Raw genomic sequence first — 21,286 nt, 5'->3', positions numbered from 1 at the left:
GTATTGGGCAATGTCAAAGTCGGCCGCGCTATCGCTTTTTGATCAGCGCCCGCAAGGCGTTGTCCGGTGCCCCGAGCATCAGCACGTTTCTCATCGCCTCGTTCGGGTCATTGGTGCGGAACAGGAGGCCGTCCTTCCGGAAGGATCGGTCGATGCGCAATATGTCGCCGTGCGCCTTCTCAAGCGCCACGGCAAAGTACATGCGGGAATATTCGCGCTTGACCTGCTTGAAGAACGGATAGGTTTCCCCGATCTCCGAGGAGAAGTTGGCGATGTAGAAGGACCAGCGGACTTGCTTTTGCGTGTCGACGGACGTGCTGGTCGTCGTGACGTGGCAGTAGCCGAGGTGGGGGATGTCTTCGAAGACCCTGTAGAAGATCACTTTGGGAAACTGGATATCCGGGTGGAACGAGTTGATCCGCTGGTGGGTGGTTTCGCCCGCCTTGACCAGCTTCTCGCCCGTTCGCTCGGCCACTTCGCCGGCGCTCATGTGGCGCTTGCCGCGGGGAAGCCATGGGGGTTCCTGTCGCGAGATTCTGCCCGTGCGGAGGAATTCCGAGTGAGGCGCCGGGCTCGCGGGTGGGGGAGGGCTCGACTGGTAGTATCGTAATTTCCCTGCCGCCTGCACGTCATGCCCCCCGAGCAATTGCTTGTAGGAATGCACGCTAGGCCAACATGGTTAATGCCACGTTTCCTAGGTTGTGCATTTGTATGCGGGCCGTTCTTGAATGAACGTCCTAGTACCAATGGATTAGCCCATAAGATATATGTCTGCGGAACAATACCGATGTGGCGCCGTTTCGCCCTCGGACAATTGCAGGAATAAACGAGGAAGTACTTGATGAAATCACTTAGACTTCGGCTTACCACGATGATGGCTGCGCTCGCCGTGACGGCGACAAGCTACGTTCCGGTTCAGGCCATGCCAGTGCCTGCGGCACCCGTTGCTGCAGCTCAGGAGGCGGTGGCCAACGTTCAGTACCGCAATCGTGATCGGGACCGTGGGGACCGTCGATGGGACCGCCGCGAAAGCCGCCGCGACTATCGCAGGGGTCATCGGGAAGGTTATTATAACGGCCACCGCGGCCATCGCGAGCGTCGCGCCGGCTACCGTTATCACAACGGCTACTGGTTCCCGTTTGCCGCCTTCGCTGCAGGCGCGGTCATCGGAGGTGCTGCTACGCAAGCCCGCCCGAGCGCCTCGGGTTCGAACCACTACCAGTGGTGCGCGAACCAGTATCGCTCCTATCGCGCTTCGGACAATACCTTCCAGCCCTATAACGGTCCTCGTCAGCGGTGTAACTCGCCTTACTGACCACCGTCATCAGGTTGCATAAAAAGCCGCTCGGTTCGCCGGGCGGCTTTTTTACTTTGTTTGTCTTGCGGAGCTTTTTGCCGTCTTCCGCGTTAATTTGGCGATCAACTGGAAAAATATAGCTGTTGTCCTTATCCTTCGAGGACCTTGGACCTTTGCTTCATCAGACGACGGGGTTGGCAGGAGAGCATAGACGTAACCAGGAATGGAGACAGAAATGAAAAATCTGTTCAGGAAGGTCGCGATTGCAGCACTCTCCGCGACCGTCATAGCCGGCGCATTCGTCCCGGCACAGGCCATGCCGACCATCGCCGCGCCAGCGGCCACGACCGGCGTTCAATCCGATGCCACGTTGGTGCAGTACCGAGATTACCGTCGCGGCGGCTATGACCGTGGATACTATGGCGGCAATCGTGGGTACTATGGTGGGTACTATGGCGGCAGTCGTCGTACGTATGGCACCTCTCGCGGCTTTTATAGCGGCTACCAAGGCTATCGCACCCATCGCCCCGGTTATCGTTACTACGATGGCTACTGGTACCCGCTTGCGGCATTCAGTGCCGGTGCCCTGATCGGAGGCGCAATCGCCGCCCCGCGCTACGTTGAGCCGGCCCCTGTGCCGGTCTACCGTACTGGAGACCTCAATCCGCGCCACTACGAGTGGTGCCAGGCGCGCTATCGTTCATACGACGCCTATTCCAACACGTTCCAGCCCTATAACGGCCCGCGCAGGACGTGCACTTCACCGTATTACTGACCGGTCAGGAAGACCTGATACAAAGCCCGTCCGGCTAAACCGGGCGGGCTTTTTCTTTGCACTTGCGGGTCGTCGCTTGATGGCAGCGATTGACAACCTGATTTACGTTTACGTAAAAAGCAATAACGCTGCGAAGTCACTCATCTGCTTCGCGCACGCCGATGAGGAGGATCGACGCATGTACAAGGCTCCGGTCAAGGAAATCGCTTTCACGCTGAACCACGTCGCTGGTTTGGCGGATGCCATTCACGCGGGCAAGCTTGGGGAACTCGCACCGGATCTCGCGGAGGCGATCCTCGAGGAAGCTGGTCGCTTCGCCTCCAGCGAAATGGCACCATTGGGCGAAGTCGGCGACAGGCAGGGCGCCCGGCTGTCCGACGGCGTGGTGACGACTCCGGACGGATGGGCCGATCTCTATCGTGCGTGGCGCGAAGGCGGCTGGAACGGGCTGACGGGGCCGGAGGAATTCGGCGGCCAGAACCTGCCGCACATGCTGAACGTCGCGACCCTGGAGATGTGGAACTCGGCCTCGATGGCATTTGCCCTTGCGCCGACACTCACGATGGGCGCCATCGAAGCGGTGGACAAGCACGGCAGCGATGACCTGAAGTCGACATACCTCGAAAAGCTCGTCTCCGGCGAGTGGACCGGGACGATGAACCTGACGGAGCCGCATGCCGGTTCCGACCTCGGCGTCCTGAAGACGCGCGCTGAACGACGCGATGACGGCACCTATCGCATCTTCGGCCAGAAGATTTTCATCACCTGGGGCGAGCACGACGCAGCCGACAATATCATCCATCTCGTCCTTGCGCGCCTGCCTGACGCGCCCGCGGGCACGCGCGGCATTTCGCTCTTCCTCGTGCCGAAGTTTCTGGTCCAGGCGGATGGTTCGCTCGGCGCCCGCAACGATGTGTTCTGCCATTCGATCGAGCACAAGCTCGGCATCCACGGCTCGCCCACCTGCACCATGATCTACGGTGACGGCAAATTCGGCGAGGAGAAGGGCGCCGTCGGCTGGCTGGTCGGGGAGGAAAACAAGGGCCTCGCCTGCATGTTCACGATGATGAACAATGCCCGTCTGGCCGTCGGCATGCAGGGCGTCGCGATCGCCGAGGCGGCGACGCAGAAGGCAGTCTCCTTTGCCCGCGAACGTACGCAGGGAAAGGCACCCGGTTGGGATGGCGTTGGCCAGGTCGGCACCATGAGCCCCATCGTGGAGCATCCCGACGTGGCCCGCATGCTCCTGACCATGAAGGCACTCACGCAAGGGGCGCGCAGCATCTGCTATGCCTGCGCCCACGCGATCGACATGTCGCACCACACGGAGGCAGACGAGGCGAAGAATTGGACTGAACGCGCCGCCCTGCTGACGCCGATTGCCAAGGCGTTTGCGACGGATGCCGGCGTCGATGTCGCCTCTCTGGGGATCCAGGTCCATGGCGGCATGGGTTACATCGAGGAAACCGGCGCGGCCCGCTATCTCCGTGATGCGCGCATTGCGCCGATCTACGAGGGCACGAACGGCATTCAGGCAATCGATCTGGTGATACGTAAGCTGCCGCTTTCAGATGGAGCGCAGGTCGGCGGCTTCATCGAGGAGCTGAGGGAGATCACAAGGCAGGTATCGGGCTCGAACGACGCAGCCTTCGGCGAGACTGCCGCTCGTCTCGACGGCGCCATTGCCGATCTGGAGACCAGTACGCGCTGGCTGCTGCAGGCGCAACGGGAGGGGCGGGCGACCGAAGCTCTGGCGGGTGCAACGCCCTATCAGCGACTTTTCGGCCTGGTTCTCACGGGGGCCTACCTTGCGAAAGGCGCACTTGCTGCGGTGGATGATGGTCGTAGCGCTCAACGAACAGTCCTGTGCCGGTTCGCCGCCGAAAACCTGCTGCCGGAAACGGCGGCATTGAAGCGTCAGGTCGTCGAGGGTGCAGCCAGCCTCGACGCCGCACGCATTGTTCTGGCCTGAGGAGCAGCCGATGAGCGACAGCCACATTCTCGTCGAGCGTCCGCAGGCCCAGCCGGGCGTCATGGTGATCCGGTTCAATCGGCCGGACAAGAAAAACGCCATCACGAGCGCCATGTATCAGCGGATGACAGAGGCGTTGCACGAGGCGAATGGCGATGCCGATGTGAGGGTTGTCGCCTTCCTCGGCACGGAGGGTTGTTTCTCCGCCGGCAACGACATGGGGGATTTCCTCTCCTATGCGATGTCGGGCTCGACGGAACCGCCCGCGGCGACCCTGTTCATCAAGGCGCTTGCCAGTTGCGGCAAGCCGATGGTTTCCGGCGTCGATGGCCTGGCAATCGGCATCGGCACCACGCTCAACCTCCATTGCGACATGACGATCGCGTCCGATCGCAGTCTTTTCCGTACTCCCTTCGTCGATCTGGCACTGGTTCCGGAAGCCGCGTCCAGCCTGATCGCCCCACGGGTGATGGGTCACCAGCGGGCTTTCGCACTGCTGGTCGCGGGCGAGGGGTTTTCCGCGGAACAGGCGCGTGAGGCAGGGATCGTCTGGAAGGTCGTGGCAGCGGAAGCCGTCGAAGCCGAAACGCTTGCGCTCGCCGCCAGTCTCGCCGCCAAGCCTCCGCAAGCGTTGAAGATCGCTCGTGATCTCGTTCGCGGAAAGACCGACGAGGTGCTGGTGCGCATGGACGAAGAGCTTGTCCATTTCACAGCGCAGCTGCGCAGTGCCGAGGCACGCGCAGCTTTCGAAGCGTTCATGAGCCGGAAGGCCTAGCCAATCGGGTTGACGTCGTTCACGAAGCGGATGAGGTCCGCCATGGTGAAATGTCCTTCCTGCTTGCAGGGAAGCTCCGGCTTCCAGTTGGAGTGTTTCCAGAGGAACGATTCCTGATCACCGTGCACCATGCCCAGAAACGTCTCCGCAACGATGGTGGACGCCATGGGACCCAGTCGCTGACCCTTGTGATGGTGCTCGGCTTCCTTCAGCACATAGTACCAGAGCGGGCTTGCCTCATGCAGACCGTGCTTGGCGGCGACTTTGCCATCGGGGCCTTTGGCGATATCGGCCGGCTTTAGCGGCTCGATCCCCATCGCACGACAGACATCCTGGCCTGAGGGCAGGCCGATCTGCACGCCGCGCCGCAGGTTGCGGAAGGCAAGATTTGCCTCGCGCCGCTCGTCCTCCGTCGGGTCTGCGCGCAGCCCTGGAAGCTGATGGAGGGAGGGCGCGATGAACGGGTCTAGCCGGCGGGAGAAGTTGAAGCCGAAGCCTGGGCCACCTTTCCCCGCGACGTCGAAGAAACGCCGCCAGTCGATGATCCAGTTCGATGGCAGCTTGGCTTGAGGGTTCGGTGGCGGATCTGTCGGGTCAGGATCCAGTTCGCCGATTATGAAACCCGATTTGCCGGTGAAGTCGAAGAGGAGCTTGAGCGTGCCGCGGGTGAAGGCGTCGGGTCCGGAGTTGAACAGACGGTTGTGGTCGTAGGTTTCCCGAACCATGGAGTGACCGAGGCGGTAGCAGGCCGCGGCGAATTCGGCCGGCATGTAAGGTCGCAGCTTGAAGCGGTAGAAGCGGCGGCCTTCCTTCTTGATCTTGTTGATCAGCCCCGGCTCCGTCAGTCGCTCGACGAAATCGAACAACACGATCCATTGGTAATGCCAGGTGACGATGCGCCGTGCTTCCTGAAATAGCGCGCTGCCCTTGAGCTGCGGTTGCGTCGTCCCAAGGTGTGTGACGACGGCATTGTGGAATTTGAGCATGAGCAGATGCAGTTGGGACACCAGAAGATTTTCGTCGTTCCGCTCGTCGAAGATCAGCGCGTGCCCGACCTGATTACGCGGCAGGTCGTTGGGAAATGCCGCGAGTGGCGGTCTGCCCTTGTCCGGCGAGGCTGCGGTATGGCCGATCAGAAGTTTGGGAATGATGGAGAAGGTCTGCGGGTCGCGCTGGTAGAGATATGGATGGATGCCGGGACCGTCGCCGTAAAGGGAATCGAGGTCCAGCGACGGTGTACGAAAGTTGGTCGTGGCTTTCGGGTCGGCCTTCTGCTGGTCGAGTGGTGTCGTGTCCAGCGTGATGTCGTGATCTATGAACTGGCCGAGATAGGTATAGCCTGCCGGAATGTTGGGATTATCGCCCTTTGGATTAGGGTCCTGCTCGAGGTCGCCCGCCTCCCTCATCGCCTTCGCCAATTCGAACAGCGCGTCGTCATCGGCATGGAGTGGCAGAAGGTTCGGAAACATGATGCCGAACTTGCCGGGATCTCCAATGCCGGTGAAAGAATGCAGCGTCTCGCGTTTCATACCGCGGACGCCATGTCCATGCATGGCTATTTCAGTCATGACACTCTCCCCTTGGTGCAACTTGAGTTTAATTACATCTTGGAAATAAACGCCATGATTGCATATATGGCCGCTATGCACAATCAACTGGCAGGCAACCAGTGGCGGCGAACGGTTGAGGGTATCAGTGGGGAGGGTTAGCCTACCGCTCGAGGAGCGCGACCGCCTCGACATGGGGCGACCAGAGAAACTGGTCGACTGGCGTCACGGAACGGATGGTGTAGCCGCTGTCGACGAGGACCCGGAGGTCGCGGGCAAGCGTCAGCGGGTTGCAGCTGACGGCTGCAATCTTCTTCACGCCCGACTGGGCCAGTTCCTTGACCTGTGCTTCGGCCCCGGCGCGCGGCGGATCGAAGACCACCGCGTCGAAGACCTTGAGTTCCTTCGCCGTCAGCGGACGGCGGAAAAGGTCCCGCTTTTCTACGCTCACAGGCTTCAGGCCCTGCGTATTGCGGGCCGCCTGGTCCAGCGCCTTCAGCGGCTTTTCCTCGCCCTCCACTGCGTGTACCCGCGCAATCCGCGCCAGCCGCAAGGAGAATGTGCCCGATCCGGCGAAGAGATCGGCTACGCGCTTGGATTTCCCCACATGCGCAAGCACTAGTGCCGACATGGCCTCTTCGGCTTCCCGCGTCGCCTGCATAAAGGTGCCGGGCGGCGGCGAGACGGTGACCCCGCCGAAATCGACCTGCGGCTTTTGGGGTTCGACCAGAATCTCGCCATTGGAGGAAACACGAGCAATCCCCTTCAGTCCGAGCACCGTCTCGATGACGTTGCGTCGCTGCTTGTCGCTCAGCGGCTTCGAACCGTCCGCGGCAAGGTCTAGGCCCGAGAGTGTTTCGGTCACGGACAACCGGATGATGTCCCCACCGCCTGCCAGGGCTTCCGCGACTGCGCGAACTGCGCCGAGCCTGCTGACGATGCCCGGCGACGCGATGGGACACTCCTCGATCGACACGATGTGGTTGGTCTCTGCACGGTTGAAGCCCAGCAGCAGACCGTTTTCGGTGCGGCGCGCGGAAAATACCGTCCGTCGCCGCTGGCCGGGCTTGCAGACCACCAGCGGGTTTACTTCGGGTGTCAGCCCCTTCGCCCGCAATGCTTCGACCACGATGTCCCGCTTGAACGCGTGGTAGGGCGCGTCTGCGAGATGTTGCAGAGAACAGCCACCGCAGGCGTCGCGATCGGGATCGAAGTGCCGACAGAGCGGTTCTACCCGGTCGGGGGAAGCCGTCGTCAGCGAGATGATCGTGCCCTGGTTGCCGTTGCGGGCGATTGCGACGGTCTCCCCCGGCAGGGCGTAGGGCACGTAGATCGGGCCGTGGTCGCCATGCGCGATGCCGTGGCCATGGACGCCGAGCTTGCTGATGGTGACGGTTTCCGTGCTCATTTTTTCTGTCCTGCGAGCAGGAATTCCTGGTTGCCGTCGCCACCCGAAATCGGGGAGGGGATCATACCGAGGATTGCCCATCCCATGTCGTCCCTGAGCCAGCGCTCCAGCTCTGCCGCAACGGCAGGCGCCGATTCCGGATCTTTCAGGAGACCACTTTTGGCGATTGCGTCACGACCGGCCTCGAACTGCGGCTTGACGAGAAGCACGCACACGGTCTCCGGCTCTGCGAGGATCAACGCCGGCGGCAGGGCAAGCTTCAGGGATATGAAGGAAACATCGGAGACGATGAAATCGATCGGCCGTCCGTCCAGGTCATCTTCCGAGAGGTTTCTTGCATTCAGACCTTCAAGGCTGGTCACGAGAGGGTCGGCAGCGATCCGCGGATGCATCTGGCCGTGGCCGACATCGATTGCGGTCACATGGGCCGCGCCGCGTTGCAGGAGAACCTCGGTGAAACCACCGGTCGATGCACCGATATCGACGCAGCTTCGCCCGGACGGGTCGAGGCCGAAATGGTCGAGAGCGGCTGCCAGTTTCAGCGCCGCCCGCGAGACATAGTCCTGCGCGGGATCGGCGATCTGCACATCGACCACCGTTAAAAATGTTTGCCCCGGCTTCTTCACGACCTGTCCCTCGACCGTGACGGTGCCGCGGAGGATAGCGTCGCGCGCGCGCGAACGGCTGGCGAAGAGGCCGAGCGACAGAAGCAGTTGATCGAGCCGTTGTGGAGTAAGGTCTGACATGCGGTCTCAATGGTTCGCTTTTCGGCCGCGCGCAAGCAGTAATACGGACCCGGGGACAATCCAGGGCCGAATGTCGCCATACTTCTCAATCGAATTTTAATGCAAATGCGATTCTTTGAGCATAACGCCCTTCTCGCGCCGCAGTCCTCGACCGCCCGAAATCAGTTCGGATCTCACCAGAAATGCAGTTCGTTCGCGAGCGGGGACCTCATGTCGCTTAGAAATTTCTCCCTGAATATAAAACTCATCGCCACCTTTGCCGCGGTGATGTCTGTCTGCCTCCTGGCCTCGGCCGGCGTCTTCTGGCAGGTGGTCAAGTCGACCCAGGCCTCTGTCGAACAGACAAGGGCGTTTGATATCCTTCGGCATGTCGACAATGCGCTTGAAGCGATGCTGGAGCAGGCGGCGAACCAGCGGGGATACCTGCTCTTCAAGAGCGAGAGCACTTACAGCGAGGTCTTTTCCCAGCGCGACGAGATGATCGCCTCTATGGAGGAGGCGAAGAAGGCTGCAGCCGGTGAGGCTGGCCTTGTCGCGTCGCTCAACCAGATGCGTGCCGCTGCAGATGCATTTCACGCCGAGGTCAGCGAGCCGCAGATGACGGCGCGCCGGACGACCGATGCGCCCATCTCCGAAGTCATCGAGATGGGCCAGAACAAGGGACAGCTCGATACCTTCCGTGACGCCGCAGCCAAGATCAAGCAGCAGGCCACCACGCTGGCCGATGTCACGCAGAGGCAGCAGCACGCCGCCCAGTGGGACATCATGATGGCGCTTCTGGTCGGTGGTGCTGCAGCTGCCGTCATCGCCACGGGCCTTGTCTGGGCGCTGTCGCGCGCCATCGTCACGCCGATCGTCGGGATGACCAGGGCCATGTCGCAACTGGCGGCCGGTAACAACAATATCGAAGTGCCCGCGCTTGAGCGCGGCGATGAAGTCGGCGAGATGGCCGAGGCGGTTGCCGTCTTCAAGACGGCGGCCATCGAGAAGATCCGTGTGGAGAAGGAAAGCGAAGCCATTCGTGCTGCTGCGGACCGTGACCGGACGAGCAATGACGAACTCAAGGCTCTTGAGGCAGGACAGCTCGAGTTCGCGGTCGGATCCCTGGCAAAGGGTCTGTCCAACCTTGCCAACGGCGATGTCGCCTATCGGATCGAGGCACCTTTCACCGGCAATCTGGACCGTCTCCGCGTGGACTTCAATGAAGCCGTTGCCAGGTTGCAGTCGGCCTTGCAGTCGGTTGGCTCGAACGCCGCAGCCATCCATGCCGGCGCGGGCGAGGTTCGCAACGCAGCGGACGATCTCGCGCGTCGCACGGAGCAGCAGGCTGCCTCCGTGGAACAGACTGCAGCTGCCCTGGAGGAAGTCACGACGACCGTCAAGGATGCGGCAAGGCGAGCCGAGGATGTCGGTCAGCGCGTCGAGCGCGCTCGCGTCGGGGCTGAGAAATCGGGAGACGTCGTTCGCCGCGCCGTCTCGGCAATGGAGCAGATTTCGAAGTCCTCCAGCGAAATCATCAGCATCATCAGCGTCATCGACGATATTGCCTTTCAGACCAACCTGCTTGCACTGAATGCAGGTGTCGAAGCGGCGCGTGCCGGCGAGGCCGGCAAGGGTTTCGCGGTCGTTGCACAGGAAGTGCGTGAGCTCGCACAACGCTCGGCAAATGCCGCCAAGGAGATCAAGTCGCTGATCACCACGTCCAGTGACCAGGTGGATTCCGGCGTGGCACTGGTCGGAGAGACCGGTCAGGCGCTCGAAGCCATCGTTTCGGAAGTTCGTGAAATCAACGAGCACATCAAGGCCATCGTGGTCTCCACCCGTGAACAGTCGACGGGCCTTCAGGAAATCAATGTCGCCGTCAACTCGATGGACCAGGGCACGCAGCAGAATGCCGCCATGGTCGAGCAGCAGACGGCTGCCAGCCATGCGCTTGCAACGGAAGCGGACTCGCTGAATTCCCTGCTGCGCCAGTTCAACCTCGGCAATGCCGCTGCCGGTGCTGCTCCTCGCGTTCAGGGACGTTCGGGGGCAACGCAGGCACAGGCTGCTGCCCGCCCGCTCCCTTCGGCCTCACCGGCCCGGTCGGCAGCACCGGCAAGGCTTGCTGCGGCATCGGCACAGGCGCGGCCCGTTGCCTCGCCGGCCCATAATCTGAGGGGTGCCGTGGCACAGGCGTTTGCTGCGCCCGTCAAGGAGGAATGGACCGAGTTCTGATCGGTCCGTTTTTCGCGCGGCTTTTGCATATGAAAGCAGCCCCTGCTGTCGCACGGGCTGCTTTTTTCATCTGTACGACGGGGCCATCGCGTTCATCATGACGTGAACCGGAACCACGGGACTTGCCGAAATCACCGCCGAGGAGGATGATCCGGGAAACCAGAGTTCCGGAAGCTCGTCATGCGTGATGCTGCTGATCGCTATGGTCGGGGCACGATCATCCTCCATTGGCTGATCGCGGTGCTGATACTCGGTCTTCTGGTGCTTGGCTTTGTGATGACCCGCCCGTGGATCGATCCTGCCCTGCAATTCTCCCTCTACCAATGGCACAAGTCCTTCGGGATGCTGACGCTTCTCCTGGCCGTCGTGCGGCTTCTGCATTCGCTGTTGGGTGCCCGGGTGAGGCCGCCGACCGGCCTGGGGCATCTCGAACGCCGCATGTCCAAGGCCATGCATCTTCTCCTGGCCACGCTTGCCGTCATCGTTCCGCTTGCCGGCTGGGCGGTGGCATCGGCATCGCCGCTTGAGATCCCGACCTTTGCCTTCAACCTCATCGACGTGCCGCACCTGCCCTTGCAAAAATCCGATGCGGGTGAGGCCTTCTGGTCAACGACACACGCAAGGCTCGCCTACTCCATCCTCGCCCTTGTGGCGCTGCACTCGACTGCCGCCCTCTATCACCACTACGGCCGGCGCGATGACGTGCTGCTGCGCATGCTGGGGCGGGCGAAGACACCTGCCGGTAAGCCATCGACGGAGTGCGTGCCATGAAGCGAATATCCGTGCTGTCGATGGGCTTTGCTGCGGTCCTGGCGTTGACGGCGCATGCGCAGTCCCCCGATGTTCCGAAGCTCGCTGACGTTGCTGGCCGCTACGCCATCACCCAATCCTCCCGTATCGGCTTCACGGTGGGCCAGGTCGGAGGAGGGGGCATCAAGGGTGTCTTCGGCAACTTCGCCGGCACGTTTGATCTGCGGGCGGACGATCTCGCCCATTCGGCGGTGAGCTTCGAGTTGAGGCCTGAAAGTGTCAGCACGGGGCAGGCGCGCATCGACAATTTCCTGCGCTCGGGCGCGGTCTTCGACACGACCCATTTCGATAGGATTTCCTTCCGCTCGGCGCGCGTGGAGCAGACGGGGCGGGACACGGCAAGGATAGTCGGCACGCTGACGGCGAAGGGGCGCAGCAGTTCGGAAACCTTCGACGTGACACTGGCCAACCGGCAAGGCAACCGCATCACCTTCAATGTAACGGGCAGGATTTTCCGGTCGCGCTACGGGATGGACGTCGGTACGCCCATCTACTCCAATGTCGTGCAGTTCGACATGCTGATCAACGGCCAGCGCTGATCAGCTGGCAGCGCCGAAGCCGATGCCCTTTTGGCCGAGTGCCGCGAAGACGGTCGACACGATGCCGGCGCGGTCCAGGCCTGCCTTGGCATACATCGCGTCCGGGCTTGCCTGATCCATCCAGACATCGGGCAGCACCATCGAGCGGACCTTGAGGCCGTGGTCGAGCAGGCCTTCGGAGGCGAGAAGATGCAGCACATGGCTGCCGAACCCGCCGACGGCGCCTTCCTCGATGGTGATCAGAACTTCGTGGTGACGAGCAAGCTGGCGGATAAGCTCGTGGTCGAGCGGCTTGGCGAAGCGCGCATCGGCGACAGTCGTCGAAAGCCCGGCTGCGTCCAGGTCCTCTGCAGCAAGCAGACAGTCCTTGAGGCGGGTACCGAAGGAGAGCAAGGCGACCTTCGTGCCTTCCTTGACGATACGGCCCTTGCCGATCTCAAGGATTTGCCCACGTTCCGGAAGTTCGACGCCGACGCCTTCGCCGCGTGGATAGCGGAAGGAGATCGGACCCTCGTCGTAGGCGGCGGCTGTTCGCACCATGTGCTTCAGTTCCGCTTCGTCCGCGGCCGCCATCACCACCATGCCCGGCAGCGTTGCGAGGAAGGTCGTGTCGAAGGAGCCCGCATGGGTTGGGCCGTCTGCGCCGACCAGGCCGGCGCGATCGATCGGGAAGCGTACCGGCAGTCCCTGGATTGCCACATCATGGACGACCTGATCGTAGCCGCGCTGCAGGAAGGTCGAGTATATCGCGCAGAAAGGCTTGAACCCTTCGGCGGCAAGGCCGGCCGCGAAGGTCACGGCATGCTGCTCGGCGATCCCGACGTCGAAGGTGCGGGACGGGAAGACTTCCGAAAGCTTGTCTATGCCGGTGCCGTTCGGCATGGCGGCGGTGATGCCGACGATCTTGTCGTCGAAGCGCGCTTCCTGAACCAGGCTTTCGCCGAATACGCTGGTATAGCTCGGCGCGTTCGGCTTTGCCTTTGCCTGCGCGCCGGTGATGACGTCGAACTTGTTGACGCCGTGATACTTGTCGGCTGCTGCTTCTGCCGGCGGATAACCCTTGCCCTTCTGGGTGCAGATATGGATGAGCACGGGTCCGCAGGCATTGTCGCGCACATTGCGCAGCACCGGCAGGAGATGCTCGAACGAGTGTCCGTCGATCGGGCCGATGTGATAGAAACCCATCTCCTCGAACATGGTGCCGCCGGTCACATAGCCGCGGGCATGCTCGACGGCACGGGTGATGGCGCGGTCGACGCCCTTGCCGAGATAGGCGGTCAGCTTCTTGCCGATTTCGCGCACGCCCATGTAGGCCCGGCCGGAAGCGAGGCGCGCAAGATAGGCGCTCATCGCGCCGGTTGGCGGCGCAATCGACATGTCGTTGTCGTTGAGGATGACGATCAGGCGCGCGTCCAGTGCGCCGGCATTGTTGAGCGCCTCGTAGGCCATCCCGGCCGAGAGGGCCCCGTCGCCGATAACTGCAATCACGTTACGCTTGGAGCCGGAAAGGTCGGAAGCGACCGCCATGCCGAGCCCGGCGGAAATGGAGGTGGAGGAGTGTGCCGCGCCGAAGGGGTCGTATTCGCTTTCCGCACGCTTGGTGAACCCGGAAAGCCCTTCCTCCTGCCGCAGGGTGCGGATGCGGTCCCGGCGGCCGGTCAGGATCTTGTGCGGATAGCACTGATGCCCGACGTCGAAGATCAGCCGATCGTGCGGCGTATTGAAGACCTTGTGGATGGCGATCGTGAGTTCCACGACTCCAAGACCTGCGCCAAGATGTCCACCCGTCTTCGATACCGCATCGATCATCTCGTCACGGAGCTCACGCGCGAGCCGCGGAAGGTCTCGATCCTCGATTTTTTTCAGGTCTGCGGGATACTGGACGGTGTCGAGCAACGGAGTCTGTGGGAGGGGTGTCACCGAGTCTGGCCTTCTCTGCTCTTTCCGAATGCGTATTCTCCCCAAAATGAGGAGGAAATGGGCTTTTTCAAGTAAATGCCTTAAGTAAACGCCTTAAAGGATTTCAGCGCTGGGGCAAAGGGACAAACTCTTCCTCGTCGCCGGGCACGATGTCGAACCGGCCCGTCCTCCACTCCTCCTTCGCCTGCTCGATACGCTCCTTGGAGGAGGAGACGAAGTTCCACCAGATGTAGCGCTTCGAGTTCAGTGCCGCGCCACCGAACAGCATCAGGTGGCAGCCGTCCTCTCCCGCTTCGAGGGTAATCTCGTCGCCGGGCCGGAACACGAGCAATTGGTCTGCCGAGAAACGGTCACCGGCGACGACCAGTTCACCGGACAGGACGTAGATGGCGCGTTCTTCATGTGCGGCAGGGAACGGGAAGCGCCGTCCAGCCTCCAGCCGCAGATCGGCGTAGAGCGTGTCCGTGAAGGATGGCACCGGCGAGGAAAGGCCGGCAAAGCTTCCGATGACGATGCGACCCGTGGCACCGTCGCTGTCGATCACCGGCATTGCATCGACGTCCGTGTGGGAGAATACCGGATCGATCTCCTCCTTGTCGTCCGGGAGCGCCAGCCATGTCTGCAGACCGGAGATGGAGAGCGGCAGGCCGCGCAGGTTCTCCGGCGTCCGCTCGGAGTGGACGATGCCGCGTCCCGCGGTCATCAGGTTGATGTCGCCCGGCCGGATGACGAGTTCCGTGCCAAGGCTGTCGCGGTGTTTGATCTCGCCATCGAAGAGATAGGTGACGGTCGACAATCCGATATGTGGATGCGGCTTGACGTCGAGCGCCTCGCCGGCCCGCAACAGGGCAGGTCCCATCCGGTCGAAGAAGATGAATGGCCCAACAAGCCGGCGCCGTCGCGAAGGCAAGGCTCGGCGCACCGGGAAGCCACCGATGTCGCTGGACCGCGGGATGATCAGGTTTTCGATCGCATCGCAGGCGAACTTGTCGCCGGCTTCGGGATCAATTCCGGGAAAGAAGGACATTGCGACCTCTCGTGTTCGCCAACAGCCTATCTCCGGTGACGATCACATTCCAGCCTTGCCTTGGCACAAATCATGCCCCTGCGATCACAGGACATCGCCGAGAAGGCGGCTCCACTGCTCTCCGGCGAGACCGTTAAGAAAGCCCTGGCCCTGGCTCAGTTCCGCCATCAACTTGGGATTGCGGGTATGGACGAGGGTCGATGCGGCGTTGAGCAGCACGACGCGCCGGCCGAGCATGCAATCCATCAGGAAGGGCTGGACCCTGCCCCTGACGGCGCTCGCCTGCATGTCGGAGGCGTGGTTCAGCAGGTGCGAGAAAACCTCGCTCTCCGCGCCGGGCAGCGCGAGGAGCTGAACGACGCGCGCGACGCCACCCGGACGCACATGGTAGAAGAAAGCACCCAGAAGCCTGCCTGCCTTGTGGACGCTTCCAAACACCGGTTGCCCGAACTTTTGCTTGGCACTGGCTTCGGCGACCAGGGCGCGTAACTGCTCAGTGCGCCATTTCGGCTGCAGCGGAAAACGCCCGATCAGAGCCTGGAAATGGTCGGTGAAATCGTCAGCCGAGGTTACGGAGACTTCGCTCTGGCCGGCTGCGGTCCTCTGCCTTGGCGCTGCGGCCATTTCCGGTTTCGTGAAGCGGTTCACCAGGCGGTCCGCAGCCTTGGCAAGTGGCCTCAGTACGGGTGAGAGGCGATGGCGCTTTCCGGTGATCTCCACGGCGAAGGTGACCGGCCTGATCGGGTAGAGCCAGTCGAGGCTGTGGCCGGCAATCGGCACGGCGCCGGCACTTCGCCACATATGAAGCGAAACATCGAGCGCGCTTTCCGTGAAGGTAAAGTCCTGCGGGCCATCGAAAGCGCCGCGCAACAGCCGCGCTCCGGCTAGCGGGTCGCGGGCATCCGCATCCACCATGATCGTGCTGCAGAGGGCAGCCCGCAGCGGTTCCTCACCGCGGGCGAAGGGAATGGCGTGTCGTCCGATGAAGCCAAGGATCCGGTCTCCCTGATCCAGGTAGACCAGTGGCGGGATATCCGCAGCGCAGGCGAGGTGATCGACATAGAGCGCGCGGAGATAGGACACGACCTCCGGGGAAACTGGGCCCTTGCCGCCGTTGAACACCTTGTGAAACAGGCGCGCCACGTCGGGTATGTCGGTGCTTGTCAGCGGGCGAAGGTGAGCCATCGATCAGTACCGGTACTTTCCGCTGTGGAACAGGGGTCTTGCTTCGACGTCGTCACATCGCAAATGCAGGTATGTCTCGTACACTGCCGGGGTGAACTACCGGTTAAGCTGCTACCTTGGGTAAGTTGCTACCCGGCGCTGCGCTCGCAAGCTGACAGTCTGGTGTCGTCGCCGGACACCGCGCCGAGCGTGATGCAACCCGTCGCCGTACAAAGGCGCCAGCCGCCCGTCGTGGATCCCGATGCGGCCAGTGAGAGGCTCGGTTGCGGCGGCAGTCGTGGTGACCACGACCACCATCCGTTCCTCAGTATTGCGTCCGGCCCGGGCTCCATGCCGGCGCCGGATCCCTTCACCGCAGCCTCCGTCAGGTGAAGGCCGACCGGCGTCACAGACCAGCTCTCGCGCCACTCCGTCTGCTGCACGGAGTGTGTCCAGGAGAGTGTGAAGGCAGACACGGCAAGCACCGTCATCTTGCCGGCCGCAAGGACGCACAGGCTCATGGCATGGCAGTGACGGGCGCTGCGTTGCGGGAGCGGTACCAGTGCTGACCGACGACGATCAGCCCGAGCACCCAACCGATCTCGTCCGTCCATGGCAACGCGAGGACGACCGAGAAGCCGGCGACGAACGCCAAAATCCGTTCCCAGATCGCCAGTCGGGCGAACAGGAAGCCGACGACTGCGATGCCCCAGAGCGCAATGCCGAAGCAGGCCTTGGCGAAGACGTAGGCGACCTCGACCGGATAACCCCATTCGGCGGCGATCGGGCCTGCGTCCTGCAGCATCAGCGCCGGCGTGTAGACCGCCATGAACGGCACGACGAAGCCTGCCGTCGCAAGCTTTGTCGCCTGTAGCGATATCTTCAATCCGGAGGTTTTGGCCATCGGCGCCGCCGCGAAGCAGGCGAGCGCCACTGGCGGCGTCAGGTCCGCCATGATGCCGAAATAGAAGACGAACATATGGCTGACGAGCAGCGGCACGCCGAGTTCCAGGAGGGCAGGGCCCGCCAGTGACGAGGTGATGATGTAATTCGGGATGGTCGGTATGCCCATGCCGAGGATCAGGCAGGTGATCATCGTCAGCACCAGCGACAGAAAAAGGTTGTCCTCGCCGATGCGGATGATGAAGCCGATGAAAGTCGAGGCGATGCCGGTCAGCGTCAGCGTCCCGATGACGATGCCGACGATGGCGCAGGCGATGCCGACCGGGAGCGCGTTCTTCGCGCCTTCCGCCATGGCGTCGCGGCAGATTGCGAGCGTATCCTTGCCACCCTTGACGAACAGGCAGCCGACGATCAGCGCCGCGATGACGATGACGAGGAAGTTGACGCCGAACTTGAGGAAGGATGCCGCAGCCAATCCCAGCGCAAGCCAGAACACGACGCGGAAGATGAAGGGACCGATGCTCGCGGCAAGCGGCATGCCGAGGATAAGAACGACGACGAGCGCAAGTCCCATCGTTCCGGCGAAGATTGGTGTGTAGCCGGCAAACAGCAGGTAGACGAGGGCTCCGAGAGGCAGGACGAGCGGCCAGTGCTCCTTCAAGGCCAGCCACGGGTTGGGCAGGTCGGCCTTGTTCATGCCGCGCAGCCCGGCCTTTCCTGCCTCCAGGAACACCATCCAGAAGCAGACGCCAAAGTAGAGGATGGCGGGGATCAGCGCGGCTTTTACGATGTCGGCATAGGGAAGGTTCAGGGTCTCGGCCATGATGAAGGCGACGGCACCCATCACCGGTGGCATGATCTGGCCGCCCATGGACGAGGTGGCCTCGACCCCGCCCGCAAAGGCGGAACGGAAGCCGAAGCGCTTCATCAGCGGAATGGTGAACTGGCCGCTGGCGACGACGTTGGCCACGCCCGAGCCCGAGATCGTGCCCATCAACGCCGACGACATGACGCAGACCTGCGCCGGGCCGCCGCGCCAGGTGCCGACGAGGCCGAGCGCGAAGTCGTTGAACAGCGCCAGCATGCCGGCACGCTCCAGGAAGGCGGCAAAGACGACGAAGATGAAGATGTAGGCGGCCGACACATAGATCGGCGTGCCGTAGATCCCTTCGGTTCCGAAGCCGAAATGCTCGACGATCAGTTCGAAGTCATAACCGCGGTGGATGAAGGGTGCAGGGAAGTATTGGCCGAAGAAGCAATAGGCGAGGAAGACCCCCGCTATGATCGTCAACGGCAGGCCCATCAGTCGCCTTGCACCTTCGAACACCAGCACGATCATCACCGTCGCGACGGTGAGGTCGAGCGGAGTGTGAAATCCGCTCCGCAGGATCAGATCGTTATAAAAGATCCAGTTGTAGACGCCGGTCAGGAAGCCGACGATGCCGAGCGTCCAGAACCAGATCTTCCCGGCCCTGGTCTTTGCCACGAGATTTCCAAAGAGGACGAAGCCGAGCAGAAGCAGGAAGCCGACATGCATCGCTCGCATGACCTGGCTCGGCAGCGTTCCATACGCGGCGGACCAGAGCTGGAACAGCGAAAATGTAAAGGCGATCCAGAAGGCGATCCTGCCCGTAAGTCCGTCGCCAAAGCCGGATGGCAGTCCCTCGATGGCCTCTTCCGCCGAATGCGGTACTGGCTTGCTTTCCACTGCTGCAAGATCGGTCATGCGTCCCTCGAAACTCGTCCCAAGATGCAAATCCCCGCGGCCTCACGACGGCCGCGGGGATGGAATTCCCGGCAAGGGCTACTTCAACAGGCCGGCTTCCTTGTAGTAGCGCTCGGCACCCGGATGCAGCGGAACCGGCATGCCTTCCAGGGCCGTCTTGGGGTCGATCGCCTTGGCAGCCGCATGCGACGCGGCCAGGCGGTCGAGGTTCTCGAACAGCAGCTTCGTCATCTGGTAGACGGTTTCCTCGGATACGCCCTCGTGGGTGATGAGGAAGTTGCCGACGGCTGCCGTCGGCACGTCTTCGGTCTGGCCGTCATAGGTGCCGGCCGGGATTGTGACGGGCAGATAGGGCGAGCCGATCTTCTCCACTTCCGCGGCCGGAACGGCAACGACATTGATGGGCAGGGATGTCGCAAGGTCACGGATGGAAGCGACGCCGAGGCCAGCGGACTGCAGCGTTGCATCCAGCTGGCGGTTCTTGATCAGCTCGACGGATTCGGCGAACGGCAGGTATTCAGCCTTGCCCAGGTCCTCGTAGGACATGCCGGCGGCCTGGAAGATTGCCCGCGCGTTCAATTCCGTGCCCGACTTGGGAGCACCGACCGAGAGGCTCTTGCCCTTGAGGTCGGCCAGCGTCTTCACGCCCGATTCCTGGCTCGCGACGATCTGGATATAATTGGGATAGATGCCGGCGATGCCGCGCAGCTTGTCCAGCTTGCCCGGAAAGCCGGCTTCCGTATTGCCCTCCCAGGCTTCCTGAACGGAATCGCCCAGCGAAAAGCCGATTTCGCCGCGTCCGGCCTGCAGCAGGTTCAGGTTTTCGACGGAGGCCTTGGTTGCCTGCACCTGCGTGCGCGAACCCTCGATCTTCTCGCCGTATATTTCCGAAAGAGCCACGCCGAGCGGATAGTAGACGCCCGAGGTTCCCCCTGTCAGCACATTGATGAACTCCTGCGCCTTTGCCCCCGTGGATGCAAAGGTTGCCGAAACTGCCAGCGTTGCGGCAAGCATGAAGTTGATTTTACTGGATTTCACGATTTTGCTCCTCCCAAAGACATCGTTCAGCCGGCGCTAAACATGCGGAAGTGGAGGAGTGCCGTCAATCGCTTTGTGTCAAGAACGTGGCAAGTTCCTGCAAGCTTGAATTATCCTGGGGGTTATTCTCCGTCGAGCGGTTCGACACCCTGGGGCTTGCCGGCGCGGTCGAGGCGGATCTTCTCGATCCGGTTTTCCGCCGCCGTCAGCAATTTTTCGCAATGCTTTTTCAGGGCCTCGCCACGCTCGTAGATGGCGATGGACTCGTCGAGCGCCACATCGCCGCGTTCCAGTCGGGCCACGATGCTTTCCAGTTCCGCCACGGCCTTCTCGAACGTGTAGCCGCTGACATCGATTGTTTCGGCGGTATCGGTCATCGTTAGCCCTTCATCAGTCTGCAAATGTGGAGCCCGGCGGATTCGGCCAGCCCCTCGAGATCATATCCGCCCTCCAGCAGGCTGATAAGCCTGTTGCCGGCATGTTTCCCCGCAATTTCCATCAGGCGTCCCGTTGCCCAGTCGAAGTCATCGCCGACAAGGTTGATCTGCGCCAGCGGATCCCGGTGGTGGGCATCGAATCCGGCGGAGATGATCAGGAAGTCCGGGCGGAAGTTCTCCAGTGCCGGCAGCACGCGTGTCTTGAACGCATCTCGGAAATGCTCGCCGGCCGAATCCTTCTCCAGCGGCGCATTGACGATATTGCCCTTGGTGCCGGTTTCGTCCTTTGCGCCCGTCCACGGATAGAGCGGCATCTGGTGCGTCGAGCAGAAGAGTACGGACGGATCGTCCCAGAAGATGTCCTGCGTGCCGTTGCCGTGGTGGACGTCCCAATCGACGATTGCAACGCGTTCCACGCCATGGGCTTTTTGCGCATGGCGGGCGGCGATCGCGGCGTTGTTGAACAGGCAGAAGCCCATCGCCTTCGTTTTCTCGGCGTGGTGACCCGGCGGACGGGCGGCCACGAACACATTGTCGGCGGCACCGGTGAAGACATCGTCCACCGCGGCCATCGCTCCGCCGATGCCGGTCAGCGCCGCCTGCAGGCTCTTGTTCCCGACATAGGTATCGGCCTCGATCTGACGAACCTCGTCCTCTTCCGGGATCTCGCGCATCACGGCGCGCAGATGCTCCTCCGGATGGGCGAGCAGCACCGAGTCCTCGTTTGCCTGTGGCGCTTGTTTGCGGTCCAGTTTCTCGAAATTCGGGTGCTGAAGGGCGATGGCCAGCGAGCGCAGGCGATCTGCCCGTTCCGGATGGCCCTCGGGTGTGCGGTGCTCCAGGAAGATGTCGTGTTCGTAAAGGCGGGTGGACATCGCGGCGTCGTCTCCGGTTTGCCACGACATGGCGCATATCGCAGGCCTTTTCAAGCTGCGCGCCCGGACGCGCTTGTGAAGCCCGGGAGAATGAGCTTACATTGACCGGG

The 21,286-nt window shown here is 62.2% G+C and carries 19 protein-coding genes; 7 read left to right on the top strand and 12 right to left on the bottom strand.

The window, feature by feature from the left end; translation table 11 throughout:
- Positions 1–28: 28 nt before the first annotated feature.
- A complete protein-coding gene (locus LH464_RS11160; RefSeq protein ID WP_226786524.1) occupies positions 29–628 on the bottom strand; it encodes a DUF6656 family protein in 600 nt (199 codons plus the stop codon).
- Between the two features lie 213 nt (positions 629–841).
- Here LH464_RS11160 and LH464_RS11155 point away from each other — a divergent pair, with 213 nt between their 5' ends.
- From LH464_RS11155 to LH464_RS11140, 4 genes are all read left to right on the top strand, one after another.
- On the top strand, positions 842–1,315 hold the full coding sequence (locus tag LH464_RS11155; protein ID WP_226786454.1) for a BA14K family protein: 474 nt from the start codon (positions 842–844) through the stop codon (positions 1,313–1,315).
- 217 nt (positions 1,316–1,532) lie between these two features.
- Positions 1,533–2,072, top strand: coding sequence for a BA14K family protein (locus LH464_RS11150; RefSeq protein ID WP_226786453.1), 540 nt, complete (start codon positions 1,533–1,535; stop codon positions 2,070–2,072).
- Between the two features lie 178 nt (positions 2,073–2,250).
- Entirely contained in the window at positions 2,251–4,044 is a 1,794-nt protein-coding gene (locus tag LH464_RS11145; RefSeq protein WP_226786452.1) for an acyl-CoA dehydrogenase, read from the top strand.
- Between the two features lie 10 nt (positions 4,045–4,054).
- A complete protein-coding gene (locus LH464_RS11140; RefSeq protein ID WP_226786451.1) occupies positions 4,055–4,819 on the top strand; it encodes a crotonase/enoyl-CoA hydratase family protein in 765 nt (254 codons plus the stop codon).
- Here the strand turns inward: LH464_RS11140 and LH464_RS11135 are convergent.
- From LH464_RS11135 to LH464_RS11125, 3 genes are all read right to left on the bottom strand, one after another.
- The gene (locus LH464_RS11135) at positions 4,816–6,387 is read right to left on the bottom strand and encodes a peroxidase family protein (RefSeq protein WP_226786450.1); all 1,572 of its coding nucleotides are present in this window, start codon (positions 6,385–6,387) and stop codon (positions 4,816–4,818) included. The two genes, LH464_RS11140 and LH464_RS11135, sit on opposite strands and share 4 nt — an antisense overlap.
- A gap of 142 nt (positions 6,388–6,529) precedes the next feature.
- A complete protein-coding gene (locus LH464_RS11130; RefSeq protein ID WP_226786449.1) occupies positions 6,530–7,774 on the bottom strand; it encodes a class I SAM-dependent RNA methyltransferase in 1,245 nt (414 codons plus the stop codon).
- Positions 7,771–8,520 carry a TlyA family RNA methyltransferase gene (locus LH464_RS11125; RefSeq protein ID WP_226786448.1) on the bottom strand — a complete coding sequence of 250 codons (750 nt, stop codon included), beginning with the start codon at positions 8,518–8,520 and terminating at the stop codon, positions 7,771–7,773. The genes LH464_RS11130 and LH464_RS11125 overlap by 4 nt, the downstream gene beginning before the upstream one ends.
- Positions 8,521–8,730: 210 nt before the next feature.
- On the opposite strand from LH464_RS11125, the gene LH464_RS11120 reads away from it, so the two are divergent.
- The 3 genes from LH464_RS11120 to LH464_RS11110 all read left to right on the top strand — a co-directional run bounded on the left by LH464_RS11120 (position 8,731) and on the right by LH464_RS11110 (position 12,086).
- On the top strand, positions 8,731–10,737 hold the full coding sequence (locus tag LH464_RS11120) for a methyl-accepting chemotaxis protein (protein WP_226786447.1): 2,007 nt from the start codon (positions 8,731–8,733) through the stop codon (positions 10,735–10,737).
- Between the two features lie 180 nt (positions 10,738–10,917).
- Positions 10,918–11,508 carry a cytochrome b gene (locus LH464_RS11115; RefSeq protein ID WP_226786446.1) on the top strand — a complete coding sequence of 197 codons (591 nt, stop codon included), beginning with the start codon at positions 10,918–10,920 and terminating at the stop codon, positions 11,506–11,508.
- Positions 11,505–12,086, top strand: coding sequence for a YceI family protein (locus LH464_RS11110; RefSeq protein WP_226786445.1), 582 nt, complete (start codon positions 11,505–11,507; stop codon positions 12,084–12,086). Before LH464_RS11115 ends, LH464_RS11110 begins: the two co-directional genes overlap by 4 nt.
- Here the strand turns inward: LH464_RS11110 and dxs are convergent, their stop codons facing one another.
- The 8 genes from dxs to LH464_RS11070 all read right to left on the bottom strand — a co-directional run bounded on the left by dxs (position 12,087) and on the right by LH464_RS11070 (position 21,176).
- Entirely contained in the window at positions 12,087–14,006 is a 1,920-nt protein-coding gene (dxs, locus tag LH464_RS11105) for a 1-deoxy-D-xylulose-5-phosphate synthase (RefSeq protein ID WP_226786444.1), read from the bottom strand.
- A 103-nt stretch (positions 14,007–14,109) separates the two neighbouring features.
- Positions 14,110–15,033: a pirin family protein gene (locus LH464_RS11100; RefSeq protein ID WP_226786443.1), complete on the bottom strand. Its 924-nt coding sequence runs from the start codon at positions 15,031–15,033 to the stop codon at positions 14,110–14,112.
- An 84-nt stretch (positions 15,034–15,117) separates the two neighbouring features.
- Positions 15,118–16,218 carry a hypothetical protein gene (locus LH464_RS11095; RefSeq protein WP_226786442.1) on the bottom strand — a complete coding sequence of 367 codons (1,101 nt, stop codon included), beginning with the start codon at positions 16,216–16,218 and terminating at the stop codon, positions 15,118–15,120.
- A 128-nt stretch (positions 16,219–16,346) separates the two neighbouring features.
- The gene (locus LH464_RS11090) at positions 16,347–16,718 is read right to left on the bottom strand and encodes a DUF1850 domain-containing protein (protein WP_226786441.1); all 372 of its coding nucleotides are present in this window, start codon (positions 16,716–16,718) and stop codon (positions 16,347–16,349) included.
- Positions 16,715–18,826 (bottom strand): TRAP transporter permease, encoded by a 2,112-nt coding sequence (locus LH464_RS11085; protein ID WP_226786440.1) that lies wholly within the window; start codon positions 18,824–18,826, stop codon positions 16,715–16,717. Before LH464_RS11085 ends, LH464_RS11090 begins: the two co-directional genes overlap by 4 nt.
- Before the next feature lie 78 nt (positions 18,827–18,904).
- Positions 18,905–19,840: a TAXI family TRAP transporter solute-binding subunit gene (locus tag LH464_RS11080; RefSeq protein WP_226786523.1), complete on the bottom strand. Its 936-nt coding sequence runs from the start codon at positions 19,838–19,840 to the stop codon at positions 18,905–18,907.
- A 146-nt stretch (positions 19,841–19,986) separates the two neighbouring features.
- Positions 19,987–20,241: an exodeoxyribonuclease VII small subunit gene (locus tag LH464_RS11075; protein WP_142521532.1), complete on the bottom strand. Its 255-nt coding sequence runs from the start codon at positions 20,239–20,241 to the stop codon at positions 19,987–19,989.
- Positions 20,242–20,243: 2 nt separating this feature from the next.
- Entirely contained in the window at positions 20,244–21,176 is a 933-nt protein-coding gene (locus tag LH464_RS11070; RefSeq protein WP_226786439.1) for a histone deacetylase family protein, read from the bottom strand.
- Positions 21,177–21,286: the final 110 nt, after the last annotated feature.

Source organism: Pseudorhizobium xiangyangii, assembly GCF_020531965.1.
In the GTDB taxonomy this organism is placed as follows: Bacteria; Pseudomonadota; Alphaproteobacteria; order Rhizobiales; family Rhizobiaceae; genus Neorhizobium; species Neorhizobium xiangyangii.
Note: the sequence above shows the minus strand (reverse complement) of the source record. Positions and strands in the feature narration are given on the sequence as shown.

Bases quoted from the DNA above. Each gene is read 5' to 3' on its own strand.
- LH464_RS11145 (WP_226786452.1), top strand. From the start codon at position 2,251: ATGTACAAGGCTCCGGTCAAGGAAATCGCTTTCACGCTGAACCACGTC.
- LH464_RS11075 (WP_142521532.1), bottom strand. From the start codon at position 20,241: ATGACCGATACCGCCGAAACAATCGATGTCAGCGGCTACACGTTCGAG.
- LH464_RS11140 (WP_226786451.1), top strand. From the start codon at position 4,055: ATGAGCGACAGCCACATTCTCGTCGAGCGTCCGCAGGCCCAGCCGGGC.
- LH464_RS11070 (WP_226786439.1), bottom strand. From the start codon at position 21,176: ATGTCCACCCGCCTTTACGAACACGACATCTTCCTGGAGCACCGCACA.
- LH464_RS11110 (WP_226786445.1), top strand. From the start codon at position 11,505: ATGAAGCGAATATCCGTGCTGTCGATGGGCTTTGCTGCGGTCCTGGCG.
- LH464_RS11090 (WP_226786441.1), bottom strand. From the start codon at position 16,718: ATGAGCCTGTGCGTCCTTGCGGCCGGCAAGATGACGGTGCTTGCCGTG.
- LH464_RS11125 (WP_226786448.1), bottom strand. From the start codon at position 8,520: ATGTCAGACCTTACTCCACAACGGCTCGATCAACTGCTTCTGTCGCTC.
- LH464_RS11080 (WP_226786523.1), bottom strand. From the start codon at position 19,840: ATGCTTGCCGCAACGCTGGCAGTTTCGGCAACCTTTGCATCCACGGGG.
- LH464_RS11130 (WP_226786449.1), bottom strand. From the start codon at position 7,774: ATGAGCACGGAAACCGTCACCATCAGCAAGCTCGGCGTCCATGGCCAC.
- LH464_RS11120 (WP_226786447.1), top strand. From the start codon at position 8,731: ATGTCGCTTAGAAATTTCTCCCTGAATATAAAACTCATCGCCACCTTT.
- LH464_RS11085 (WP_226786440.1), bottom strand. From the start codon at position 18,826: ATGACCGATCTTGCAGCAGTGGAAAGCAAGCCAGTACCGCATTCGGCG.
- LH464_RS11095 (WP_226786442.1), bottom strand. From the start codon at position 16,218: ATGGCTCACCTTCGCCCGCTGACAAGCACCGACATACCCGACGTGGCG.
- LH464_RS11135 (WP_226786450.1), bottom strand. From the start codon at position 6,387: ATGACTGAAATAGCCATGCATGGACATGGCGTCCGCGGTATGAAACGC.
- LH464_RS11150 (WP_226786453.1), top strand. From the start codon at position 1,533: ATGAAAAATCTGTTCAGGAAGGTCGCGATTGCAGCACTCTCCGCGACC.
- LH464_RS11115 (WP_226786446.1), top strand. From the start codon at position 10,918: ATGCGTGATGCTGCTGATCGCTATGGTCGGGGCACGATCATCCTCCAT.
- LH464_RS11100 (WP_226786443.1), bottom strand. From the start codon at position 15,033: ATGTCCTTCTTTCCCGGAATTGATCCCGAAGCCGGCGACAAGTTCGCC.
- LH464_RS11155 (WP_226786454.1), top strand. From the start codon at position 842: ATGAAATCACTTAGACTTCGGCTTACCACGATGATGGCTGCGCTCGCC.